Below are 23,212 nucleotides of genomic sequence, written 5' to 3'. Positions count from 1 at the left end.
TTAAATCAAGCCGATAATTAAATTATTTTTAAGAAAAAATAGACATTCAGTGTTATATAAATATCAGGCTAGCATTAATTTAATATTTACATCTGAAAAAAACTATAAGTGCAGCACAAAAACCGGATTAGCCCTATTTTTATTAATTAGCCGGACATATTAAAAGGAAATTAAAATGAAACGATTTGACGTTACATATGATGTTCTTAATAATAAGCGCAAAAAAATCAGCCTAATAAAATCCGCTAATATCCTCATAATAAGAATGCATCAGGATGCTAACTTTGCCAACATAATGACCAATGTCATTAACAACAGTGGCATACAATATGAGGTTATTTTTAATATCTTCACGGCCAACACCTATGTCGTCAGCATAAAAACTTCAGAAAGTAACATTAGCGAGATAAAGGAAAGTATCGCCAATAATAAAGAGGTTAGATTCGCAGGGAATGCATTCATTAATGAAGAAAATAAAAATCCAGTTATTTACACTGAAAATCTTTTTATTCAGTTCAAAGATTATTTAACCGAGGATGAATGTGAAAAAACAATCAATGAATATAATCTAATCATTAAGAATAAAATATCATTTCTTAACAATGCTTACTTTGCTTCCACACCAGAAAATACTGGTGAAGATACTTTTACTATTGCCGAAAACATTTTAAATCGTGAGGATATTGAACACTGTCATCCGGAATTAATTCATCATAAAAAATCTAAAACCATTCATCCTAATCAGTGGCATTTAAAGAAAACCATCGTACATACTGAAGTTGAGGTAGACGCCAGCGCGAATGTTGAAAACGCCCATAAAATCACCTTAGGCAAGGGTACAACCATTGCTGTCATTGATGATGGGTTCGATCTTGGTCATCCAGAGTTTTGGCGTGAAGGTAAAATTGTCCATCCTTGTAACCTGAAATATGGGGATATAGGTAACTTCGAGGGGATAAGTGAAGATCCCTCACCAGAACCCGGTGACAACCATGGTACCGCTTGTGCTGGAGTCGCCTGTGCCGATGGCCACTATGGTGCTTCCGGCGTAGCCCCTGAAGCTAAACTGATGCCAATACGGCAAGCTGGGGGGTTAGGTTCACAGAGCGAAGCTTTCGCCTTTGTCTGGGCCGCAAGGCATGGCGCGGATGTTATCTCTTGCAGTTGGGGGCCAGCAGATGGCCTGTGGTTAGACCCAGATGCCCCAGAGCATAATGTAGTCGCCGAGATGCCAGCACTTACCCGAAAAGCCATTGATTATGCAGTAAAAAAGGGGCGTAAAGGTAAAGGCTGCGTTATCTTTTTTGCGGCCGGAAACGGCAATGAGCCCATCGAAAATGATGGTTACGCTAGCCATGAACAAGTGATTGCCGTCGCTGCCTGCAATGACCGGAGTAAACGTACCGTTTATAGCGATTATGGTCAGTCACTCTGGTGCTCCTTCCCCAGCGGCGACATCCCTGCACCTCACATGCGCCATCCATATCCTCTCACCAAGGGTATCTGGACCACTGATATACGTCTTGAAGACGGCTATAGTTCTGGCGATGTATTCACTGGAGATATTTTTGGTAATTACACCGCTATATTTGGGGGCACCTCAAGTGCCTGCCCTGGTGCTGCTGGCGTGGCTGCATTAATTCTCTCGGTGAATCCCTCACTGAAACATTATGACGTCAAAGACATAATCCGTTACAGCTGTGACAAAATAGATGAAGAATACGGGGAATATGATGAAAATGGCCACAGTAAATGGTACGGCTATGGGCGAGTCAATGCCGAGAGAGCGGTGATACTGGCCAAAGAATGGAAGAAATGAGCCACTCCGCCGGAAGTAACCTCAAACGATATTATTGCGAAAGTAAATAAAGCAGATGAGGGAGCCCTCATCTGCATTTAGGGTCGTCAGTCAGCTTAAAAACCTAAGCTATCGAGCAGGTCATCAACTTGATCCTGACTGGCAATAACGCCCGCACCATTTTTATCCATTTGCGGCCCATTGAGTAAACTGTCAGCTGGTTTTTGCGGTTTTGACGGCATATCTGGAATGTTCTCCATCAATACCATTAGCAACTGTTTCTCAATCTCTTGCACCACATCCATCATGCGCTTGATAACCTGACCGGTCAGATCTTGGAAATCCTGCGCCATCATGATTTCCAATAATTGCGCATTGGTAAATGAAGTGTGTTGCGGCACGACATCCAGATATGCGCGAGTATCTGTCACCAAGTCGCGGGCATCTGACAGCTCGATGGGATTAGCAAACCATTCATCCCAACGAACTTTGAGCGCCTTAGCTGACGACTCCAACTCATTCTGGCGCGGCTGTGCTGCTTCAACACAGTTCAATGCTCTTTCAGCGGCCTGTGCCGTCATATGAACCACATAGTCCAGACGGTCACGAGCATCTGGAATAGCTTCTGCAGCTTGAGCAATAGCTTGATCAAGACCCAATTCGCGCAGACTGTCACGTAACATCCGCGTCAATTGACCAATACGGCTTATTATATCACTGGCTGATGCCGCATCTGTTGCGGGCATTTGATGGTTACTCATCTCGCCTCCTTACATACCCAATTTTTCAAAGATCTTATTGAGTTTCTCTTCCAAGGTAGCGGCAGTGAAAGGTTTCACTACATAACCACTGGCACCGGCTTGCGCTGCTGCGATGATATTCTCTTTTTTAGCTTCGGCAGTTACCATCAGAACTGGCAGAGAACCAAGAGCACCATCACCACGGATAGTTTTTAGCAGGTCCAAACCATCCATATTCGGCATGTTCCAGTCAGAAACCACAAAATCAAAACCACCCGTTCGTAATTTATTCAATGCGTCTACGCCATCTTCGGCTTCTTCCACATTGTTAAAACCCAGTTCTTTCAGCAGGTTTCTGACAATACGACGCATGGTCGAAAAATCGTCTACCACTAAAAATCTGAGATTCTTATCCGCCATACCAACTCCTAAAGTTTGTTGCTCACCGCTGAGCGATTAAATACCAACGCCCGATTTCCACCGGAAAATTTCTACTAGATTCGCAGGGCTTGGCCGCTGCTTATCTGTGCCAACATGCGCTGACTTATCTGATTCAACTCCAAGATTTCATTAACGCCGCCCATCCCAATAGCTTCACGCGGCATGCCGAAGACCACACAACTGGCTTCGTTTTGTGCAATGGTATAAGCCCCTGCGCGATGCATTTCCAATAAACCCGCCGCACCGTCATTGCCCATTCCCGTCAGGATCACACCGACCGCATTGCGCCCGGCATACTGCGCTACTGAACGGAAAAGCACATCGACCGAGGGACGGTGGCGATTAACCGCAGGCCCGTCATGGATACGCACCTGATAGTTTGCCCCACTTCGTGCCAGTTCCATGTGCCGATCACCGGGCGCAATATAGGCGTGTCCGGGCAATACCCGTTCACCGTCTTCTGCTTCTTTCACCGTAATTTGGCACAATTTATTGAGCCGCTCGGCAAATGAACGGGTAAAGCCTGGTGGCATATGCTGTGTTATCAACAAGGCCGGGCTGGTCGGTGGCAACGGTTGCAATACCGTACGGATAGCTTCTGTTCCCCCCGTCGAAGCGCCGATCGCAATGAGTTTTTCGCTACTGAGCAACGGCGTATGAGTCAGCATCACAGGGGCATTTTCTGGGCCACGCTGGGGTAACCGAGCTTTAGCCGCCGTGCGGATTTTCTCCGCAATTAATTCACTGTAAGCCAGCATCCCTTCGCGAATACCCAGCTGAGGTTTAGTGACAAAATCAATTGCCCCTAACTCCAGCGCCCGCATAGTTATCTCGGAGTTTTTCCCGGTTAATGACGACACCATCACCACCGGCATTGGCCGCAGACGCATCAGTTTTTCAAGAAAATCCAAACCATCCATTCGCGGCATTTCAACATCGAGTGTTAATACCTGCGGATTAAATTTTTTAATTAAATCACGGGCAACCAACGGATCGGGTGCCGCGGCAACCATTTCCATGTCTGGGTGACTGTTAATAATCTCTGTCATTAACTGGCGCATCAACGCGGAATCATCAACGCACAATACTCTGATTTTACTCATCACCTCTCCTTGGTCAGCCCATAAACGGTCTGCCCGCGCAAATAGAATTCCCGACTAATTTGGCTGAAATTCTCCGAGTGGCCTGCAAACATCAAACCGCCGGGTTTTAGCAAAGGGACAAAGCGACGCAAAATGCGCTCCTGCGTTTCTTTATCAAAATAAATCATCACGTTACGACAAAAAATAGCGTCAAATTGCCCCGGCAATGCCCATTCGGGTGCTAACAGATTCAACTGCTGAAACTGAATCATATTGGCAAGCTCCGGCCGCACTCTAACCATGCCCTGATGAGGGCCGGTGCCACGCAGAAAATAGCGCTGCATTTGTTGTGCCGACAATGAACGCAATTCATCTTGGCGATACACACCGCTGGTAGCTTTCTCCAGAACTTGTGTATCAATATCACTGGCCAATATTTGGCAAGAACCCGACCGATTCCCCAATACATCACAGAGTGTCATGGCGATGGAGTAAGGTTCTTCACCGGTCGAGGCCGCGGTACTCCAAACCGAATAATTCCCTGACCGCTGGCGAGCATGCTCTGCCAGAATCGGGAAATGGTGCGCTTCACGGAAAAATGCCGTGAGGTTAGTGGTCAGAGCATTAACAAATGCCTGCCACTCTGCACTGTTAGGATCGGTCTCCAGCAAAGCCAAATATTGACCAAAATCATCAATTCCCAGCAATCTTAACCGCCTCACCAGGCGGTTATAGACCATTTCCCGTTTGTGGGAGGCCAGGACAATCCCAGCCCGTTGGTAAATAAGTTGGCAAATGCGTCGGAAGTGAACATCCGAGAGCGGGAGCCGTTGAATCATCTGGGTCAGGGGAGACCCAGACTCTTGGGGTGATGGTTTCATTCGGTCTCACCCCACCATGCCGTCTTTATTACACCGTTTGACAATCTGGGGTTTCCTTTGCAGCCGCTGTTTTCACAACAAATTGCTTACCACTGCTTGCTGCCACTTGCCCCTCCCCGCCGTCGCTATCCTGCTCCAAACGAAAAACAGACACTGCATCAGAGAGCATACCTGCTTGCTCTTCCAGTGCATTAGCCGCAGCCGCAGCCTCTTCTACTAATGCGGCGTTTTGCTGAGTGACCTGATCCATCTGTGTTACCGCGAGTGAAACCTGCTCAATACCTCGGCTTTGCTCATCCGAAGCGGAAGCGATTTCACCCATAATGTCGGTCACCCGAGTCACTGAGCGAACAATCTCTTCCATGGTGGTACCCGCATTTTCGACCAGTGTGGAGCCCTGGCGAACTCGGCTAACCGATTCATCGATTAACCCTTTGATTTCTTTTGCTGCTTGCGCACTGCGCTGGGCTAAATTGCGTACTTCACCGGCCACAACAGCAAACCCACGCCCTTGTTCACCGGCCCGAGCCGCTTCAACCGCAGCATTCAGTGCCAGAATATTAGTTTGGAAGGCAATGCCATCGATAACGCTGGTAATTGCGCCAATTTTCTGCGAACTGGTGGAAATATCATGCATTGTTTTCACAACACTGCCGGTTAACTCACCACCTTTGGCTGCCGTCCCCGATGCTTCTTGCGCCAGTTGTGTTGCCTGACGGGCATTATCGGCATTCTGTTTCACTGTCGCCGTCAATTGCTCCATACTGGCCGCAGTTTGCTCCAATGAAGCGGCCTGCTGTTCGGTTCTTGCAGACAAATCATTGTTACCGGCAGATATTTCCTGAATCCCGGTTAACATGGATTCTGTCCCATCGCGAACATGGCTAACCGTCGTGATAAGCGACTGTTGCATGGTGCGTAAACTGGCAAACATCTGGCTGATTTCATTGCGGCCAGCGACAGTAATCTGACCGGATAAATCCCCCTGAGCAATCCGGTCAAAATGAGCACGCATAATCTTCAATGGCGTGACGAACATGGTTCGTAGCCAGATAAGTGAAGAAATCGTCATCACGATCACCATCAGAATCGCCCCACCAAATATCCACATGGAGAGGTGATAAGCCTGTTGGTTCTCGCTGCCAGCATCCGCAACCGCTTCATTGGCATACTGCAAATACTGAATAAAATCGGCCTCAAACAGATCTTGGGTTTTCTGAGTGGGCTGATCCATAAAACTCTGTAAATTGCCGGCTTCCAGGAAATCGATTAATTGCCGTAAGGAAACACGTAAATTCTGATAACTGTTTTTTGTCGCGTCTAGCAACTCACCACCGGTATCACTCTCATCAAGACGAGGTACTGCCAAAAACTGATTAAAATACAGATCCGCTTTTTGTAGTGAACTACGCGCATTACCCATTAGCGCGTTGACTTGCTCCTGAGGGACTTTGAGAGCCGAGCGAGTCGCCGCCCGGTTTAAGGTATTACGCGCCTGAAGTAAGGATACCCAACTGAGGCTTAATGCATCCCGCTGCTGGCTACTGAGATCCACTCGATTTAAATTTTGATAGTCTGAACGAAAAGCAGTAAATGACAGACCACTTGAAATTAACTGTATCGAGCAAATCAATATCAGTAACAGGAAAAAGCTGGTAGAAATCCGGATTCGGCCAAACATCGTAACCTCTTCTCAGCCGGCTCGTTGGCCGGCTTTATTTATCCCCGTCATACTTCAAGCTGCATGTACGTTGGCTGCCTTCGCTACTCGGCCCATCCTTGGGCCTCGCCTCTGCGAGACCGCTGCAAGCAGCGTTCAAATCTACTTCATGCAGATTTTTCACCCCCGTCACTTACTTATGTAAGCTCCTGGGGATTTTCTTAGTTGCCGCCTTCCTGCAACTTGAATTATTTAGGGTATATGTTTTGTGTAGGGACTGGACTAGAAAGTTTCCCAATTATCTTGCAGGTCACTTCCCAGTGTTTTTTTAGCAGTACCGCTCTTATCCTGTGTCGGCTGCTTAGTTTTTTTCACATCTTTTTTGCTACTATCGTTATCCATATGCAGGACAAATACGGACATGGATTGGGTTAACATACTGGCTTGTTCTTCCAGTGCGGCGGCGGCGGAAGCAGATTCCTCCACCAAAGAGGCGTTTTGTTGTGTCACACGGTCCATTTCTGTCACCGCCTGACCTACTTGATCAATACCTCGGCTTTGCTCATCAGAGGCGGAAGCGATTTCGCCCATGATGTCAGTGACGCGGGTCACCGCATTCACGATATCGCCCATGGTTTCACCGGCACTTTCAACCAGCACAGAACCCATATCGACACGGTTAACTGAATCTTCAATCAACCCTTTAATTTCTTTGGCTGCTTGCGCACTGCGCTGAGCCAAATTGCGCACTTCACCAGCTACAACGGCAAAGCCACGGCCTTGCTCACCGGCACGGGCAGCTTCAACCGCGGCATTCAATGCCAGAATATTGGTTTGGAACGCGATGCCATCAATGACGCTGGTGATATCAGCAATTTTCTGCGAGCTACCGGCGATCTCATGCATGGTTTGCACCACATTAGCGACCACTTTTCCGCCTTTTTGCGCGGTTTCTGAAGCACTCAATGCCAGTTGGCTAGCCTGACGAGCATTTTCAGCATTCTGTTTCACCGTGGCAGTAAGCTGCTCCATGCTGGCAGCGGTTTCTTCCAGTGATGCGGCCTGTTGCTCGGTACGTGCTGACAAATCATTGTTACCGGCAGCAATTTCTGATGCACCGCTGTAAATAGCATCAGCACCTAAACGTACATCGCTGACGGTGGTAATCAATTCAGATTGCATATGTTTCAAACTAGCGGCCAAGGTGCCCATTTCATTGCGGCTCTGCACCTCAATATTCTGAGTTAAATCACCATTAGCAATATGTTTGATATGCTCAATCAAGTGTTTCAGCGGGTTAATCAAGATGTGCTGCATACCCAACCAAACAATGACAATTACAGCAAATACCGCAATCAGCACGAAAATAATGACACTCATCGCGTAAGTGAAAGAGCGGTTGCTGTCTTCTACTGCGGATGCATATAGACGATCGTTTTGGGTCAGATAAGTGTTGTAATCCTGCTCAAAAGCATTTTGGAAACTGGAGGTGGGTTGGTCAAAAAACTCATTGATCTTACCTGACTCCATTAATTGGATAAGCTCGGTCAATGCACCGAAGTATTGGTCATAGGTTTGTTTTAGTTTTTTAGCTGATTCAACATCTTGTTGGCTATCCAACGGAATTTGTTCGTAACTTTTAAAACGATCCGCCGCCATGCCCAATGTGCCTTTAGCTGAAGCCAAAAGGTCATTCACTGTTGGGCCACTGCCGGTATGATTCACATCCATCATATAGCGGATGCCGGCACGGTTCAGCGTATTACGTGTTTGCAACAGATTTACCCAGCTTTCATTCAATACTGATTGTTGCTGACGGATAACTTGTAAAACCTCAAAGTTTTCTTTGTCATTTTTCAATGAGTTGAAGAAAAGCCCGCCGGAAACCAGTTGTAAGGCACCAAATAGCACTAACACCAGCAGCAGGCTGGTGACCACTTTCATACGCTTGAACATGTTATCCCTTCATAAGTACGTCAAAATATAGGTATATCTAAATACGGGTACGCCAAAACATAAATGTTTAGTTAACTGTGTTATCGGCACTGTAAGAGGGAACTTTACCGGGAAGAGGGATTATTTTACCGGGGAGCTGCTGGAGTTACGGGGAGATACTGGCGTTAATCCGGTAAAATTTTGGCTTGATACCGGTTGAGTGTTGATATAAATGAATATGCAGAGTAGCCGTAATGGCTACTCTGATAATCAAATGAATAAGCAATAAAACTTACCCTTTCGCCACTGAATCAAGCAATGACATCTCTTCACTGCTCAGCAACTTCTCAATATCAACCAAAATCAGCATCCGCTCACCCAGTGAGCCTAAACCGGTCAGATACTCAGTCGCCAGCGTCACCGCGAACTCAGGAGCTGGGCGGATTTGCTCAGCGGTCAATGACAGCACATCAGATACGCCATCAACCACAATACCGACGACCCGCTGACCAAAATTCAGCACGATCACCACGGTATTTTCGTTATAGGTGACACCCTGTTGGGCAAATTTAACCCGTAAATCAATAATAGGAACTATAACGCCGCGTAAGTTAGTGACACCTTTAATGAAAGCCGGGGTGTTAGCGATGCGGGTCACTTGATCATAACCGCGGATCTCTTGGACTTTCAGAATATCAATGCCGTACTCTTCAGCACCCAGCGTAAAAATCAGGAACTCTTGTCCTACCGTTTCGCCAGCCAGCTTCGTGACGGTTGCTAGTCCTGCCATGTTTTTACCCTTCAATCAATAGGTTGAATTTATGTTTTTTTTCAAGGCTCTATTACGCGACGGCAACATCATCGGCCGTGACACGTTTTTCCCGGTTTAAGGCCTGCAATGCCGACACATCAACAATAAGGGCCACACTGCCATCACCCAATATGGTGGCGGCAGAAATACCTGGGACCTTCCGATAATTACTTTCCAGATTCTTCACAACCACCTGATGCTGGCCAATCAATTGGTCTACCAGCAGGGCATAACGGCGACCGGCACTTTGCAGAATCACAACAATGCCTTGGGTGGCTTCAGTTTTTGCATTTTCAACATCAAATACACGGAACAATTCCACCAGCGGTAAATACTCACCACGCACTTGCAATACGCGTTCACCACCAGCCAGTGGATGTAAATCCTCAGCCAATGGTTGCAGTGATTCCATTACAGCATTCAATGGCAAAATAAACACTTCATCACTGACTTTGACAGACATGCCATCAAGGATAGCCAGCGTTAATGGCAGCAAGATACGGATAGAAGTGCCTTTGCCCGCCTGGAAACTGACTTGCACATGGCCGCCCATTTCCTGAATATTTCGCTTAACTACATCCATCCCAACACCACGACCGGAAACATCGGTCACCTGCTCAGCAGTCGAAAATCCAGGCGCGAAAATCAACATCCCGACATCTTCATCAGTCATATGCTCATTAACAGCCATACCTTGAGACTGAGCTTTCGCCAGAATTTTCTGCCGGTTAAGTCCTGCTCCATCATCAAGAACTTCAATACAAATATTGCCGCCTTGATGTTCTGCGGACAGTGTCAAATTGCCTACCGGAGCTTTACCCGCCGCGATGCGGGTTGCAGGATCTTCAATACCGTGGTCCAAACTGTTACGCACCAGATGGGTTAAGGGATCGATAATGCGTTCAATCAGACTTTTATCCAGTTCAGTCGAACTGCCAAGCAGTGTGAGTTCAACTTGCTTATTCAGCTTACTGGCTAAATCGCGCACCAACCGCGGGAAGCGGCTGAAGACATATTCCATCGGCATCATACGAATCGACATCACTGACTCTTGCAAGTCGCGCGCATTACGCTCCAACTGCCCCATGCTATTGAGCAAATCGCCATTAATCACCGGGTCTAAGGTACTGGAGCGCTGAGCCAGCATAGATTGCGTGATAACCAGTTCTCCCACCAGGTTAATCAGTTGGTCAACTTTCTCAACCGCCACGCGGATGCTGGTTGACTCACTGGCTTTTGCTTTAGGTTTCACATGCTCGGCACTGGTAGCTTCGACCTTAGATATATTCTTGGCTTCTGCAATCGGGGCGGCGGCAACTGGCAGCACTTGCGCAGCAATCGGGGCAGCGACAGCCACCTCAACCACCGGCTCTTGCACTGATTCGGCCGGTACAAAGCTAATCTGCTCTGGTTCCAATACAAAACACAGCACGGCGCTGATATCATCTTCACTGACTGATGTAATCAGAGTCGCTTCAAGACTATCTGTCCCTTGCTCGGTATCTTTAACATCGCCAAGATTGCCCAATTCTTCCAGCATCAACGGAATTTCTTGTTCTTTCAAACCAGACAGCCGAATACGCATTCCCCCCTGAACCAACGCCGGAGACTTGCTGCTGGCCTTGGTTTCAGCACTTGAGGCCGCTGTCGCAACATGATTAGTGGTTTGCTGTTCTAAAGCTTCGAGTGCCAGTTGGCGTAATGCATGACAAATATACTCAAAGCTTTCTGCATTAGGTTCTTGAGAGGTTTTGTAGGCGTCCAACTGTTCCTGCATAATATCTTTCGTTTCCAAAAACAGGTTGATGATATCAGTGCTCAAACGCATTTCGTCGCGACGGGCACCATCCAACAGGTTTTCCAACAAATGGGTTGTTTCTTGTAATACCGAAAAACCAAATGTTGCGGCACCGCCCTTAATCGAGTGAGCAGCACGGAAAATAGCATTAAGTTGTTCATTATCTGGTGCCAACGGGTCCAGCAATAACAGGTGCTGTTCCATGTCTGCCAGCAGTTCATCTGCTTCATCAAAGAAAGTCTGATAAAACGCGGTAATATCCATGCTCACGGTGTCACCTCTACTGTGCGTCGCGGCTTGTCGGAGAGACCGGTGCATTACTTGCAGGTGCCGCTGGCAACGATGTCGTTGGCCCGCGGGCAACTTGAGTAACATTCTCCGTGCTCGATTGTTGTGTTTGTGATGCTGTTGCTGGCGGTACTTGCGCTTTCACCGGCTCAGCCGTTGCCGCTGACGAAGCGGTTGTTGCCGAAACCGTGCTTGTTGAAACCGCTATTGCTGCTTTTCCTGTGGTGCCAGGTTGTTCAGTAGGTAGCGCTGCCCCCGTAGCCACGGGTGGTGGCGCAACAGTATTAGGCGCAGTCACCGCAGGCGTCGTGCCAGTGGAATCAATCTGTTTTAAGCTTTCAGCTTTTTCTATATCAAGCGCCCTGTTATCTAAATTCTCATGCTCAATATCATGTTGAGTTTGTTTATTCAGCACCAAGATACTAATGCGGCGGTTAACAGGGTCATCTGATGCTTGCTCTTTTAGGCGCATTGTCGACGCCATGCCCACCACGCGTAATACTTTGCCCTCATCCAATCCCCCAGCCAATAATTCACGCCGTGAGGCATTGGCACGATCGGCCGACAGTTCCCAGTTACTGTACCCACGTTCGCCCGTGGCGTAGGGCAAGTCATCGGTGTGTCCAGACAAACTGACCTTGTTGGGGATGTCATTCAAGATTGGTGCTATAGCACGTAAAATATCGCGCATATACGGCTCAACCTGGGCGCTCCCCATTTTGAACATTGGTCGGTTTTGACTATCAATAATCTGAATTCTCAGCCCTTCATCCATCATGTTGATCAACAGATGTGGCCGCAAAGCTCTGAGCCTCGGATCGGACTCAATTAATTGATCCAGTTTTTCCCGTAATTTATTAAGCCGATACTCTTCTTTGCGACGTTCTTCGGAATCAATGTGCTTACGCACTTCACCCACTTGCTGGGTCGGGTCATCACCGCCGCCGGGAATCGGGCTGGTGCTATCACTGCTTTTCTCACCATGGGTCAGTGCGACTTTCAATGGCGTACGAAAATACTCTGCAATTTGTGTCAGCTCTTGCGGGCTGGAAACCGACAGCAACCACATCACCAGAAAGAAGGCCATCATTGCTGTCATAAAGTCCGCATAAGCAATTTTCCATGATCCGCCATGATGGGCTTGAGCATGTTTAGCTTTGCGCTTTTTGACCAGAATAACGGGGTGGTTCTGATGCTTCATGCGTCCTCTTCTGTCGCTTGCTGTGCCGGAGCTTTCACTCTGCGCACATGCTCTTCCAGCTCAATGAACGATGGCCGTTCCGTGGTGTAAAGTGTTTTACGACCAAATTCCACGGCAATTTGCGGGGCATATCCGTTCAAACTGGAAAGCAAAGTCACCTTGATGCACTGCATCATTTTGGTGGTTTCTGCGCTCTGTTGACGTAGCAATGTCGCCAATGGCGAAATAAATCCATACGCCAACAAAATACCCAGGAATGTCCCTACCATCGCATGGGCAATTAACGCCCCAAGCTCTGCGGCAGGTCGGTCTGCGGATGCCAAGGCATGCACCACCCCCATCACCGCGGCAACAATACCGAATGCAGGTAAAGAATCCCCGACCATCGCCAGACTACCTGCAGGCACTTCACATTCTTGCTCGTGAGTTTCTATTTCTTCATCCATCAAAGCTTCGATTTCAAAAGCGTTCATGTTCCCACTGACAATTAACCGCAAATAGTCGGTAATGAATTCCACCAATAGCTTATCGGCCAAAATCCTTGGATAATTAGAGAAAATTTCACTTTCCAAGGGACTTTCTATATCCCGCTCTAGCGAGAGCATGCCCTGTTGGCGGGATTTGGCGAGTAAGCGGTACAACAGCGCCATTAAATCCATATAGAGGACTTTGTTATATTTAGAGCGGCGCATCAGTTTTGGCATGGCCTTCAGCGTGGCTTTTATCGCTTTACCGTTGTTGCCCACAATAAATGCGCCAATACCCGCTCCGCCGATAATTAAAAATTCAGCGGGTTGATATAATGCACCGAGGTGACCACCGACAATGATGTAGCCGCCAAAAACCGCCCCTAAGACCACGATATAACCCAAAATAACTAACACGCGATATCCTTAGCAAAGTGTGTGGGTGGAAGGTGAGGCGTTAGCACCCTTTGAGTGCTATAAGTTGCCAATAACAGGCGACAGGGACGGTATCCATACCGCTGCTGTCACCCAAAATTCTGACAACTCAAAGAAACTCAAACTGCGCGTCTAACCTGCTCATCCAGCAGTTGTGAAGTTATATCGGCAGATTGCGGAGAAAGTTTACGTTTTTTTACTGCGCGGGAAGGTGGCTGGCAGAGACTGCAAACAAAGCTGTTTCGCGGTTGATGTGCATGGGTGATAAAAGTCCCACCACAGCAGTTACAGCCAGAAAGCTGCAACATGCCACTATCGACGAACCGAACCAAGGTCCAGGCTCGAGTTAATGCCAATAATGGCGGTATTCCGGACTGATCTGGACACTGTTCGAGATAAAGACGATAAGCCTTAATGACGGCCTCAACACCGGTGCATTGACCACTTTTTAGCAAAAAACTATAAGCGTTATAAAACATCGATGAATGGATATTCTGTTCCCAGGTCATAAACCAATCGGTCGAAAACGGCAACATACCTTTAGGCGGAGGACTGCCTCTCAGCTCTTTATAAAGCTTAATTAAACGCCCTCGACTGAGTTGCGTTTCGCTTTCTAACATCTGCAAACGCGCGCCTAAAGTTATCAACTCCATAGCTAAATGAATGTCTTTTGCTTCCTGAACAATACTTTTCTCAACCATCGGTCATGCTCTTTTCTTAGGCGCACTACCGTCTTTTAACGATAGCTCGTGGAGTAAATGACTCGACAATAAAATTCCTGTATGGATTTGCTGCAAGTCATCCACACGAGATTCTTTCGTCAGATGATGAATTGTATTGTGATCACTGAAACGGAAATGACAGACCAATTGGTTAGTCTCAGCTAATTTAACCATCTGCGGTAATGTTAACTGCGCTAGTGCATCGGCCATAGTATCCGTAATACCCAAGCGAAACATCGCTGAGGCTTTCTCATCGTTAATTAACCGCTGTGCTAAGAGCAAATATGACAAATTAATATCATAAATATGTTTGAGTAATTCAGACGTACTCATTTTATACATCCCGACTGATTATGCTTTAAAACATAAGTTGGATGATAGAATTCTTCACCCAAGACCTGGGATCCTTCCCGTTATACAGTTAATTAAAACCTATAGAACTAAAAGTAATAGAAGCTTACTGGTGCTACATGACAAAAAATACCGTTTTGTATGAAATAACATGTCATCTGCCTGACAGTTTGATTTTGTGTTGCTTACTGCTCTGATATTGCACCTTCGACATGTGAATTTTCTTACAAATTATTAGGAATATTCCTAAACAGGCCCAACTCTACTCCCGAATCGCTAGCACATACAATGTGACTAGCGATTTATTTTAAATGCAATGTGACAAAGGTCACAAAAATAAAATATAAAAAAGAAAAATCTCTCTTTTTTTGGTTGTTTTTTGACCTGAACAGTGTTCGAAAAATAGCCAAAAGTAAAAAAATAGCTAAAAAACTAAGGATATAGGGCCAATTCTTAGTACTTTTAGATCGGTTCGAACAAAAACACTTCCAAAACGAAATGGCAGGATATAAATCCGTCTTAATGGCAAATCATCAGAACTAAGATCTGACAAGTCACTTTATAGTTCGGCACCTCTATAGGTAACTATCCAAAACCATATTGGTTTAACGAATATTTATGCCGTGTTAAAAAGTGCCTTTCATCGTTTATTTATTAACCTATCTGTCTATTTACGTTAAAAGGGCCTAAAACCTGTATTAAAAAAGGTAACAGAGGTAACCATATGTTTCACTGTTACTCCCCTTCACGTATTTTTATCAAAAAAAATATTTTCAACCTAGGATGATATCCATTACTTTAATAAGGAAATTGTTCTTGGAATGTAAATAGAATTAATTAATTATTTTTAAATCATAAGTCTTAGATATCATTCTTTATAATTGTTTTTATTTAACTGCATGTTAAAAGGGACTTTTTTATTAGCTACTGCCAAATGTGATTTAAATCTCATTTCTTAAGTATATGATCCCCTAATCTTTATCCTACAGTCGCGCTTATGGGATCTTAATAATGGGATACAGTAATGTACTGGTCGCAGTGGCCCTTTCACCCGATAGCCAACAGTTGGTAGATAAAGCCGTTTCTATCGTGCGGCCTTATAACGGCCGGGTTTCATTGATTACGCTGACAACAGAACCCGAAATGTACAATAGCTACGCGGCCCCCATGCTGGGTGATTTACGGTCCGTTTTACAAGAGGAAGCTCAGTTATTTATGGATGAATTAGCTATCAATGCTGATTATCCCATCGAGAACCGAACGGTGGTTCATGGTGAGTTCGCTGACAGCATGGCTTATTTTTGTCAGCAACAACATATTGACCTAGTGATATGTGGCAATCACAGCACAAGGCTAATGAATAAATTTTCCTGCTCAGCTTCTCGCCTGATTAATACCAGCATGGTAGATGTTCTGATAGTCCCTCTTTGATAAAAACGAATGAGTGATGCACCGTTATATGCAGCTCTGGTTAATGCTGGAGATGGGGTGGCTGGGGTGCCGTCTCGCGGATTGAAGTGTCGCAACATCCAAACTTCCCGGTGGGAGTTTTAATGATTTCCTACTGCAAATACCCCCTTGGGTGGAGCAAGGAAACATCAAATTTCGCGAAGATTTTGTTGATGGGTTGGAATGCACCACAAGCCTTTATTGGGTTATTACAAGGTAAGAACTTTGACAAGCTAGTGATTCGCGTGGGTAATGAATAGTCATTATAGTTCCGGGGCCTATAGGCCCCGGATTTCTTTATCTTAAGTATCCATAAATTCTGTTAGAACCATTTGCCGAAGCGGCGGATATAAAACTGTTTCATCAGTTGCGCAACAACACAATAACTGATCAATGTTCCTGCCAACCATGGGAAATATTGCCATGGCAGTGGTTGTAGTCCGACTAATGTTCCTAATGGTGAGAATGGAATATAAATACCTATCGCCATGATAACCCCAGTAGTTAATAGCACTGGCAATGCAGCGGTGCTTTGAATAAACGGAATTTTCTGCGTACGCAACATATGAACAACTAATGTTTGCGACAACAAACCTTCAATAAACCAACCTGACTGGAACAAAGCCTGATGCTCGACACTGTTGGCCGCGAAAACAAACCACATTAGCGCAAAAGTTGTAATATCAAAGATCGACGAAGTCGGCCCAATCCACAGCATAAAGCGGCCAATATTTTTAGCATCCCACTTACGCGGTTTGCGCAAAAACTCTTTATCCATTTTATCCCACGGCAGAGAGAGCTGGGAGATGTCATACATCAGGTTTTGCAGCAGTAAATGAATGGCCAGCATCGGCAAGAATGGAATAAAAGCACTGGCAACCAATACAGAGAAAACATTACCGAAGTTAGAGCTGGCGGTCATGTTCAAATACTTGATAATATTCCCGAAAGTTTCGCGCCCTTTAATAACACCCTCTTCCAATACCATTAAATTCTTTTCGAGCAAAATGATATCAGCTGACTCTTTGGCGATATCGGTGCCGGTATCAACCGAGATTCCCACATCAGCATCGCGCAATGCCGGAGCATCATTAATACCATCCCCGAGGAAACCAACAGTATGACCATTGCTTTGCAGCATTTTCAGCACACGAGACTTTTGCAGCGGAGTCAGTTTGGTGAACACCGTGCGCAATTCCACTTCACGCGCCAGTGTTTCATCATCCATATGCTCAATATCAAGACCACTCAGTGGCTCTCCGGGTTCCAACCCAACATCGCGACAGATTTTAGCGGTAATAATCGGGTTATCGCCGGTTAATACTTTTACCGCAACACCATTTTCCCGCAATGCGGCAATCGCGGCCTCGGCACTTTCTTTTGGCGGATCAAGGAAGGTCAGTAATCCTTGCACAACCAACTCACGTTCGTCGGCAATACTTAAAGGGACCTCGCTGACTTCGGTGCCTAATTCGCGGGTTGCCAGTAGTAAAACACGAAAGCCGTCTTCATTATATTGCGTGGCTAATGCCAACAATGAGGCGCGGCGGGCTTCATCAAGCGGATAGATTTCATCGCCTTCGCGCACTGAAGTACAGATACTTAGCATTTCTTCTACTGCACCTTTGCAGATCAGTTTTTGATGTTGCTGATCATCTTTCACCACAATCGATAAACGACGGCGAATGAAATCAAAGGGTAATTCATCAACTTTATTGAAGCTGCGTAAAGCATCAATTTCTGGCTTGCCACGGCTGAATTTAATAACCGCCTGATCCATCAGATTGCGCATGCCGCTTTGATGGAAACTGTTAAGCCATGCCAGCTGTAATATTTTACTGTCATTGCTGCCAAGAACATTTAAATGGTGTTCAAGAATGATTCGGTCTTGCGTTAATGTCCCTGTTTTATCGGTACACAGCACATCCATCGCACCAAAGTTTTGTATTGCATTCAATCGCTTGACGACGACTTTTCGCCGTGACATCGCTATTGCACCTTTAGCCAGGTTAGAGCTGACGATCATCGGCAACATTTCAGGCGTTAATCCAACCGCCACTGCCAAAGCAAACAGCGCCGCCTCACTCCAATCCCCTTTTGTAAAACCATTGATCAGCAATACGATCGGCACCATCACCAACATAAAGCGAATTAATAACCAACTAACACTATTAACCCCTCGGTCAAAAGCAGTTTGAGCGCGATTGCCCACAATGGATTTCGCAAGTGACCCGAAATAAGTATGCCCGCCGGTGGCGACAACCACGGCCATGGCCGTTCCACTGGCAACGTTCGTCCCCATCAAACAAATATTAGATAACTCAAGTAATTCACTTTCGCTACTGGCATCTGCTTCCACTGATTTCGGTGCAATTGACCCCATTGCATCATATTTCTCAATGGGTATAGCTTCACCGGTCAGAATTGCCTGACTGATAAATAAATCTCTGGATTTAATCAGGCGCAAATCAGCTGGAATCATATCCCCGGCAGATAATAAAATAATATCGCCCGGTACCAACTGTTTAATAGCTATTTCCTGTTTTTTCGGCTGGGCACTATGGCTACTGCGACGCAATACCGTGGCCGTGGTACGCACCATTGATTTCAGCGTTTCTGCGGCTTTATTGGTGCGGTATTCCTGCCAAAAACGCAGTAATCCACTGATTAAAACCATGGTCACAATAATGCTGACACCGACAAGATCTGTTTCCTCGCCACGTTGTAGCGGTAACCAATAATCGGTTACAAAGCTGATTGCAGCCAAAATCATTAAAACAAAAATAAATGGGTTATTAAATGCAGCCAGTAATTGAATCAGAGCTGGCGGTGCTTTCTCATGCGCAACTTCATTAATCCCGTATAATTCCAGCCGCTCTTTGGCATCTTCCTCTGTTAGCCCATTCAAGTTAGCATTTAACTTAGATAATGTTTGATCCAAGCTATTTTTAGCCTCTAATGCAATAGTAAAAGGTTTTTTATTATTATTGCTACGGCTTGTACCTGTCTTTTTAAATTTGGTCATGACGCTTCTCTTTTAATTCTAAATGCACAGGATTTATCCGCTCCATTATTGAGAGATAAATGTGCCGAACTATTATTGCGCTGCCAATTTTATATTTAATCAGCAGCAGCTAATTAAGTTAACTCCGGGGTGATCGTCCATAACAACTCCTTACTACCACATGGGTCAGTATTATTGACTACTAATTTGAAATTAGATTGATTTCCCAACTTATGCTGGCAATTCTGATGCAATGCGCCAATGAATAGCACTGACACTCCGCTCCAGACTGACTCGGCAAACAATGCTTTCAATTTCTTTTTGTGCTGCTGGCGTCGCCATTATTTCAGCACAAACTTCTAGCTGACCGGGCTTGGCGATATCGGCACTGCATAATGATTGCAATCGTAATGCCATACCATTCAATGCCTGTAAAATCAGAGTGCGAACCAATACTTCATCTTCCGTACCACATGTCACGTGAATGCGGTAACGCACTTCTAAATCAACAGCTTGTTGTTGAGGTTGCATATTAATGCGTTGCGCTGCCTCGCGTAACAATATATTGGCACATAAAATAACGGCGGTTGCAGCAACAGCATTCCAATACAATCCCAGGCCGCAAAGCACGCCAATTCCAGCGGAACACCACAAGGTAGCCGCCGTATTTAAGCCCCGAATATTCATGCCTTCGCGCATAATAACGCCAGCCCCCAAGAAACCAATTCCTGAAACCACTTGAGCAGCAATACGGCCCGGACTATCAGGAGAGGTGGCATAAGAGCTGAGAATAAATACCGCCGCACCAGTCGCAACTAATGCATTAGTCCGTAAACCAGCCATACGTTGACGCCATTGCCTTTCGGCACCAATTAATGCGCCCAGGCACATTGCCAGTAATAAATTTATGACAAAAGGAGTTAATGCCATGATTCTCTCCATGAATTAATCATTGGTAGAATAATCATGTGCTATTTAGCACACAGGTAATTGTGCTGATATATACCCAAGGGTAAGTCAGCAGTAACCGGTGTTAGCGCCAGGAGGAAAGAGTGAGTGGCTATTAAATACCATAAAAAAACCCGAATTAATATCCTCGATGATTATCCATCGAGTAGAATCATTATTGGGTATGCACAGCTCGGGAAATACAGAGAAGGTGCTGCCCGCCATGTTTCGGCAAGCAACAAATCGGTCGGGAGATAAGTTAGCTTGCCTTGCTTATTTGACTACTACTTTGCGTATCCATTAGTTTCTCCACCGAAATTTTTCAAGAGTATAGTTGTCTGTGATAATCATGTAAAGGTTATATTTCTAAACAAAACTTAAACCGATTAAGAACAATTAAAATAATAATGATAATAGCGAAAATATAAGACGTAAATTAATCCTATTTCACTGCTGGATATCCTATTGCTATAAATAAGACCTCCCCAGAAAACAACAACCGAAGATTACCCCAAACTACCCAAAATAATTTATTGGAGAACGACGATATCGCCTCGTGGCAAAATACCTACGCGGTGAACTCCATTAACATTCCCAACCTAGCAAGTACAGCAAGGCATTGAACCAGGGACACCTATCAAGTCCTTGACGTTATTACATAAATACAATGAACCTTTCACCAAAAATGAGAGCGCGATCTCATTTATAACCCTAACTATTTTAGGTCTGTTGCCGATAGGTTCTTAAAGGAGTGTTGAGATTATTTTAGATATAGGGGTGGATTAATTTTAAGTAGCGATGCCAGTGCTCCAATTATTGATGTTACCGTCAGACAGCTGACAAAGCGGCAACTTCGAATGTATGAGTATATCAGGCAAGGACCTTTCCTCGAGCGACTATAGAAACGGAACTGACAATGAAACGTGGAAGTACGCATAAGCCATTGGATTTAAAAATAACGCCAGAACATAATAAAGAGACGAAAGTATTGTTTGTTAATAATATGCGTCTGGTTACTTTGTTTATCGCCATTTTGGCGGGAATATTGCTTTTATTTGCAGCGGCAATTGGTACATCTGGCTACTTCTTGAAACAAAGTAACCAATCGCTTGAAGAAGCGACTCAAGAACTGGATATACGCCTAGGGCTCTCTAACAGCTCAAACCACTTGCGTACTGCACGACTTATTCTGATTCAAGCAGCATCATCGGCACGTATTGGTGATGCCACGGGTTATCAACAGGGCTTGAAGAATGCAGAACATCTTATTACTCAGTCGCAACAGATGTTTGATCTCTACTATAACCGCCCCACTAAATCCGAAACTGATATCGCCTTAGATAGCCCACTGAAAAAAGCTTATGAACAATATCGCGACGATGGCATGAAACTCATGCTGGAAGCGACTAAAGAGGGGCATTTTGAAGAAGTTATCTCGTTAGAGGCAGAAAAACTTAATCCGTTAGATGACGCCTATAACGAGCCGCTGCTAAAAGCATTTAAATATCGTACAGAACTCGCCAACCAAATTAATCAGTCGGCTCAGCAAGAAGCGCACCTCGGTTACATACTGATGGGTGGTGCCTTTATTCTGGCTATTTTACTGACAATAATCGCTTTTTTAGTGATCAGCAAGGTCATTATCAAGCCGATTAACTGGTTGGTAGTGCGTATTCAACGTATTGCTCAAGGGGATTTAACACAAAGCCCCGTGGCATTTGGCCGCAATGAAATCGGTGTGTTAGGTCATAATATTCAACAAATGCAAGATTCGTTAGCTTCCACGGTTGAGGCTGTACGCAGCAGTGCCGAATCTATATATCAAGGCTCCAGCGAAATCGCACTGGGCAATACGGATCTTTCAGCACGAACGGAGCAACAAGCCGCTTCACTTGAAGAGACAGCAGCTAGCATGGAGCAACTGACTGCAACGGTTAAACAAAATGCGGAAAATGCCCACCATGCCAGCCAACTGGCTGCGAATGCATCAGGTAAAGCTGCCCAAGGTGGCGATATCGTGAATGATGTTATCGACACGATGGATAAAATATCCCTCAGCTCAATGAAAATTGCTGAAATTACTAACGTCATTAATAGCATTGCTTTCCAAACCAACATTCTGGCGTTGAATGCTGCGGTAGAAGCGGCCCGAGCAGGTGAACAAGGCCGTGGATTTGCAGTCGTCGCCAGCGAGGTTCGCCATTTGGCGCAGCGCAGCGCTGACGCAGCAAAAGAGATAGAATCGTTGATTGAAGTCTCGGTTGATCTTATTGGTGATGGCTCAATTCTGGTCTCTGATGCGGGTAAGACAATGAAAGAGATCGTCATGGCCGTCACGCATGTGACTGATATTATGGGCGAGATCGCATCAGCTTCTGATGAACAAAGCCGCGGCATCAGTCAGGTTGCGCAAGCGGTATCCGAGATGGACAACGTAACACAGCAGAACGCCTCTTTAGTGCAGGAAGCGTCAGCCGCGGCGGCTTCTTTAGAGCAACAGGCCGAGATACTGACCCAGGCGGTTGCAGTCTTCCATTTAAATGGTCGCAGTTCAACTCCCTCTCTTAAAACACCAACGCCTTCATCAGGGGGACAGAATAAAACTGGCGGAAATAAAAAGTCTGCCGATGACTCGCTGAATTGGGAAACTTTCTGAGTTCTCGCTAACGACAATTCAGCCGAGCTATGATTGCAAAAGCTGATAGCATAACCGGAGGTAAGGCTCTCGCCTTCCTCCGGTTTTTTATTGTCACTTGCTGTGCGTCAGGCAGATAAAAGGGTTGCAAACGCTATTGATGAAGTGGCTCAACAAAGGTGCCATCATGGCTATCAATTTCATTAAAGAACCAAACACCTGCGGGGTAATCTTCCAGTGAAACCAGATACATAACACCCTCGCTGAACTGTTCCACCTCTAAAACAACCCCCTCACGGCGTGGGCCACCATCGGTTTTTACTGTCACCCGATCATTTACTTTCATGATATTACCTTTGATTAAGTCAATGCTGCTAGTGTAGTACAAAATTAGGTGAGAATGATAAGGTTTACGCACAATCAAGTGTATGCTTTTGATGAATATATTTAAGCAGAAAAATGAGAGTGGACGATGTTCGTACCGAGAGTATGTAGAAGAAATCAGCAGGCGGGAGGAAAGTAAGAGTGAATAAGGCAGTTTGCTTCATACTAGAAAGTAAAAAACC

18 protein-coding genes and 1 pseudogene are annotated in these 23,212 nt (G+C 45.6%); 4 read left to right on the top strand and 15 right to left on the bottom strand.

Translation table 11 applies throughout. The annotated features are described in order from the left end of the window. Positions 1-175: 175 nt before the first annotated feature. Positions 176-1,819: a S8 family peptidase gene (locus OP863_RS08225; RefSeq protein ID WP_265526101.1), complete on the top strand. Its 1,644-nt coding sequence runs from the start codon at positions 176-178 to the stop codon at positions 1,817-1,819. 95 nt (positions 1,820-1,914) lie between these two features. On the opposite strand, the gene cheZ is transcribed toward OP863_RS08225, so the two are convergent. The 12 genes from cheZ to flhD all read right to left on the bottom strand — a co-directional run bounded on the left by cheZ (position 1,915) and on the right by flhD (position 14,592). Next, positions 1,915-2,559, bottom strand: a complete 645-nt coding sequence (gene cheZ, locus OP863_RS08220) for a protein phosphatase CheZ (protein WP_038633791.1) — start codon at positions 2,557-2,559, stop codon at positions 1,915-1,917. A gap of 9 nt (positions 2,560-2,568) precedes the next feature. Continuing rightward, positions 2,569-2,958 carry a chemotaxis response regulator CheY gene (gene cheY / locus OP863_RS08215; protein ID WP_032820649.1) on the bottom strand — a complete coding sequence of 130 codons (390 nt, stop codon included), beginning with the start codon at positions 2,956-2,958 and terminating at the stop codon, positions 2,569-2,571. A gap of 74 nt (positions 2,959-3,032) precedes the next feature. Then, positions 3,033-4,082 carry a protein-glutamate methylesterase/protein-glutamine glutaminase gene (locus OP863_RS08210; RefSeq protein ID WP_038633794.1) on the bottom strand — a complete coding sequence of 350 codons (1,050 nt, stop codon included), beginning with the start codon at positions 4,080-4,082 and terminating at the stop codon, positions 3,033-3,035. Then, positions 4,082-4,900, bottom strand: a complete 819-nt coding sequence (gene cheR, locus OP863_RS08205) for a protein-glutamate O-methyltransferase CheR (protein WP_404273967.1) — start codon at positions 4,898-4,900, stop codon at positions 4,082-4,084. The genes OP863_RS08210 and cheR overlap by 1 nt, the downstream gene beginning before the upstream one ends. A 70-nt stretch (positions 4,901-4,970) precedes the next feature. Next, the gene (locus OP863_RS08200; protein ID WP_038633799.1) at positions 4,971-6,623 is read right to left on the bottom strand and encodes a methyl-accepting chemotaxis protein; all 1,653 of its coding nucleotides are present in this window, start codon (positions 6,621-6,623) and stop codon (positions 4,971-4,973) included. Between the two features lie 261 nt (positions 6,624-6,884). Further along, the gene (locus OP863_RS08195; protein ID WP_145589087.1) at positions 6,885-8,558 is read right to left on the bottom strand and encodes a methyl-accepting chemotaxis protein; all 1,674 of its coding nucleotides are present in this window, start codon (positions 8,556-8,558) and stop codon (positions 6,885-6,887) included. A gap of 271 nt (positions 8,559-8,829) precedes the next feature. After that, positions 8,830-9,327 carry a chemotaxis protein CheW gene (gene cheW / locus OP863_RS08190; RefSeq protein WP_038633803.1) on the bottom strand — a complete coding sequence of 166 codons (498 nt, stop codon included), beginning with the start codon at positions 9,325-9,327 and terminating at the stop codon, positions 8,830-8,832. A 52-nt stretch (positions 9,328-9,379) separates the two neighbouring features. Then, positions 9,380-11,410, bottom strand: a complete 2,031-nt coding sequence (gene cheA / locus OP863_RS08185; RefSeq protein WP_186377402.1) for a chemotaxis protein CheA — start codon at positions 11,408-11,410, stop codon at positions 9,380-9,382. A gap of 16 nt (positions 11,411-11,426) precedes the next feature. Then, positions 11,427-12,635, bottom strand: coding sequence for a flagellar motor protein MotB (gene motB / locus OP863_RS08180; RefSeq protein ID WP_265526100.1), 1,209 nt, complete (start codon positions 12,633-12,635; stop codon positions 11,427-11,429). Next, the gene (gene motA / locus OP863_RS08175; RefSeq protein WP_038633811.1) at positions 12,632-13,519 is read right to left on the bottom strand and encodes a flagellar motor stator protein MotA; all 888 of its coding nucleotides are present in this window, start codon (positions 13,517-13,519) and stop codon (positions 12,632-12,634) included. Before motA ends, motB begins: the two co-directional genes overlap by 4 nt. 137 nt (positions 13,520-13,656) lie before the next feature. Beyond that, the gene (flhC, locus tag OP863_RS08170) at positions 13,657-14,238 is read right to left on the bottom strand and encodes a flagellar transcriptional regulator FlhC (protein ID WP_005164496.1); all 582 of its coding nucleotides are present in this window, start codon (positions 14,236-14,238) and stop codon (positions 13,657-13,659) included. A 3-nt stretch (positions 14,239-14,241) separates the two neighbouring features. Further along, positions 14,242-14,592, bottom strand: a complete 351-nt coding sequence (gene flhD / locus OP863_RS08165; RefSeq protein WP_038633816.1) for a flagellar transcriptional regulator FlhD — start codon at positions 14,590-14,592, stop codon at positions 14,242-14,244. 1,029 nt (positions 14,593-15,621) lie between these two features. On the opposite strand from flhD, the gene uspC reads away from it, so the two are divergent. Next, the gene (uspC, locus tag OP863_RS08160) at positions 15,622-16,041 is read left to right on the top strand and encodes a universal stress protein UspC (RefSeq protein ID WP_038633819.1); all 420 of its coding nucleotides are present in this window, start codon (positions 15,622-15,624) and stop codon (positions 16,039-16,041) included. 118 nt (positions 16,042-16,159) lie between these two features. Next, positions 16,160-16,319: pseudogene (locus OP863_RS08155) on the top strand (NADP-dependent oxidoreductase); the annotation flags it as partial. Between the two features lie 62 nt (positions 16,320-16,381). Here the strand turns inward: OP863_RS08155 and mgtA are convergent. Both mgtA and OP863_RS08145 read right to left on the bottom strand, forming a co-directional pair. After that, positions 16,382-19,084, bottom strand: coding sequence for a magnesium-translocating P-type ATPase (mgtA, locus tag OP863_RS08150; protein WP_265526099.1), 2,703 nt, complete (start codon positions 19,082-19,084; stop codon positions 16,382-16,384). Positions 19,085-19,294: 210 nt separating this feature from the next. Beyond that, positions 19,295-19,993 carry an MgtC family protein gene (locus OP863_RS08145; RefSeq protein WP_004392115.1) on the bottom strand — a complete coding sequence of 233 codons (699 nt, stop codon included), beginning with the start codon at positions 19,991-19,993 and terminating at the stop codon, positions 19,295-19,297. A gap of 934 nt (positions 19,994-20,927) precedes the next feature. Here OP863_RS08145 and OP863_RS08140 point away from each other — a divergent pair. Further along, the gene (locus tag OP863_RS08140; RefSeq protein WP_038633826.1) at positions 20,928-22,667 is read left to right on the top strand and encodes a methyl-accepting chemotaxis protein; all 1,740 of its coding nucleotides are present in this window, start codon (positions 20,928-20,930) and stop codon (positions 22,665-22,667) included. 133 nt (positions 22,668-22,800) lie between these two features. Here OP863_RS08140 and dsrB read toward each other — a convergent pair whose 3' ends face one another. After that, a complete protein-coding gene (dsrB, locus tag OP863_RS08135) occupies positions 22,801-22,992 on the bottom strand; it encodes a protein DsrB (protein WP_004708108.1) in 192 nt (63 codons plus the stop codon). Positions 22,993-23,212 lie beyond the last annotated feature (220 nt).

Origin of the sequence: Yersinia sp. SCPM-O-B-9106 (C-191) (assembly GCF_026183365.1) — a bacterium.
Taxonomy (GTDB): Bacteria; Pseudomonadota; Gammaproteobacteria; order Enterobacterales; family Enterobacteriaceae; genus Yersinia; species Yersinia rochesterensis.
Note: the sequence above shows the minus strand (reverse complement) of the source record. Positions and strands in the feature narration are given on the sequence as shown.

Excerpts from the sequence above, each read along its gene's own strand:
- OP863_RS08225 (WP_265526101.1), top strand. The coding sequence starts at position 176 with ATGAAACGATTTGACGTTACATATGATGTTCTTAATAATAAGCGCAAA.
- cheZ (WP_038633791.1), bottom strand. The coding sequence starts at position 2,559 with ATGAGTAACCATCAAATGCCCGCAACAGATGCGGCATCAGCCAGTGAT.
- cheY (WP_032820649.1), bottom strand. The coding sequence starts at position 2,958 with ATGGCGGATAAGAATCTCAGATTTTTAGTGGTAGACGATTTTTCGACC.
- OP863_RS08210 (WP_038633794.1), bottom strand. The coding sequence starts at position 4,082 with ATGAGTAAAATCAGAGTATTGTGCGTTGATGATTCCGCGTTGATGCGC.
- cheR (WP_404273967.1), bottom strand. The coding sequence starts at position 4,900 with ATGATTCAACGGCTCCCGCTCTCGGATGTTCACTTCCGACGCATTTGC.
- OP863_RS08200 (WP_038633799.1), bottom strand. The coding sequence starts at position 6,623 with ATGTTTGGCCGAATCCGGATTTCTACCAGCTTTTTCCTGTTACTGATA.
- OP863_RS08195 (WP_145589087.1), bottom strand. The coding sequence starts at position 8,558 with ATGTTCAAGCGTATGAAAGTGGTCACCAGCCTGCTGCTGGTGTTAGTG.
- cheW (WP_038633803.1), bottom strand. The coding sequence starts at position 9,327 with ATGGCAGGACTAGCAACCGTCACGAAGCTGGCTGGCGAAACGGTAGGA.
- cheA (WP_186377402.1), bottom strand. The coding sequence starts at position 11,410 with ATGGATATTACCGCGTTTTATCAGACTTTCTTTGATGAAGCAGATGAA.
- motB (WP_265526100.1), bottom strand. The coding sequence starts at position 12,635 with ATGAAGCATCAGAACCACCCCGTTATTCTGGTCAAAAAGCGCAAAGCT.
- flhC (WP_005164496.1), bottom strand. The coding sequence starts at position 14,238 with ATGGTTGAGAAAAGTATTGTTCAGGAAGCAAAAGACATTCATTTAGCT.
- flhD (WP_038633816.1), bottom strand. The coding sequence starts at position 14,592 with ATGAGTACGTCTGAATTACTCAAACATATTTATGATATTAATTTGTCA.
- uspC (WP_038633819.1), top strand. The coding sequence starts at position 15,622 with ATGGGATACAGTAATGTACTGGTCGCAGTGGCCCTTTCACCCGATAGC.
- mgtA (WP_265526099.1), bottom strand. The coding sequence starts at position 19,084 with ATGACCAAATTTAAAAAGACAGGTACAAGCCGTAGCAATAATAATAAA.
- OP863_RS08145 (WP_004392115.1), bottom strand. The coding sequence starts at position 19,993 with ATGGCATTAACTCCTTTTGTCATAAATTTATTACTGGCAATGTGCCTG.
- OP863_RS08140 (WP_038633826.1), top strand. The coding sequence starts at position 20,928 with ATGAAACGTGGAAGTACGCATAAGCCATTGGATTTAAAAATAACGCCA.
- dsrB (WP_004708108.1), bottom strand. The coding sequence starts at position 22,992 with ATGAAAGTAAATGATCGGGTGACAGTAAAAACCGATGGTGGCCCACGC.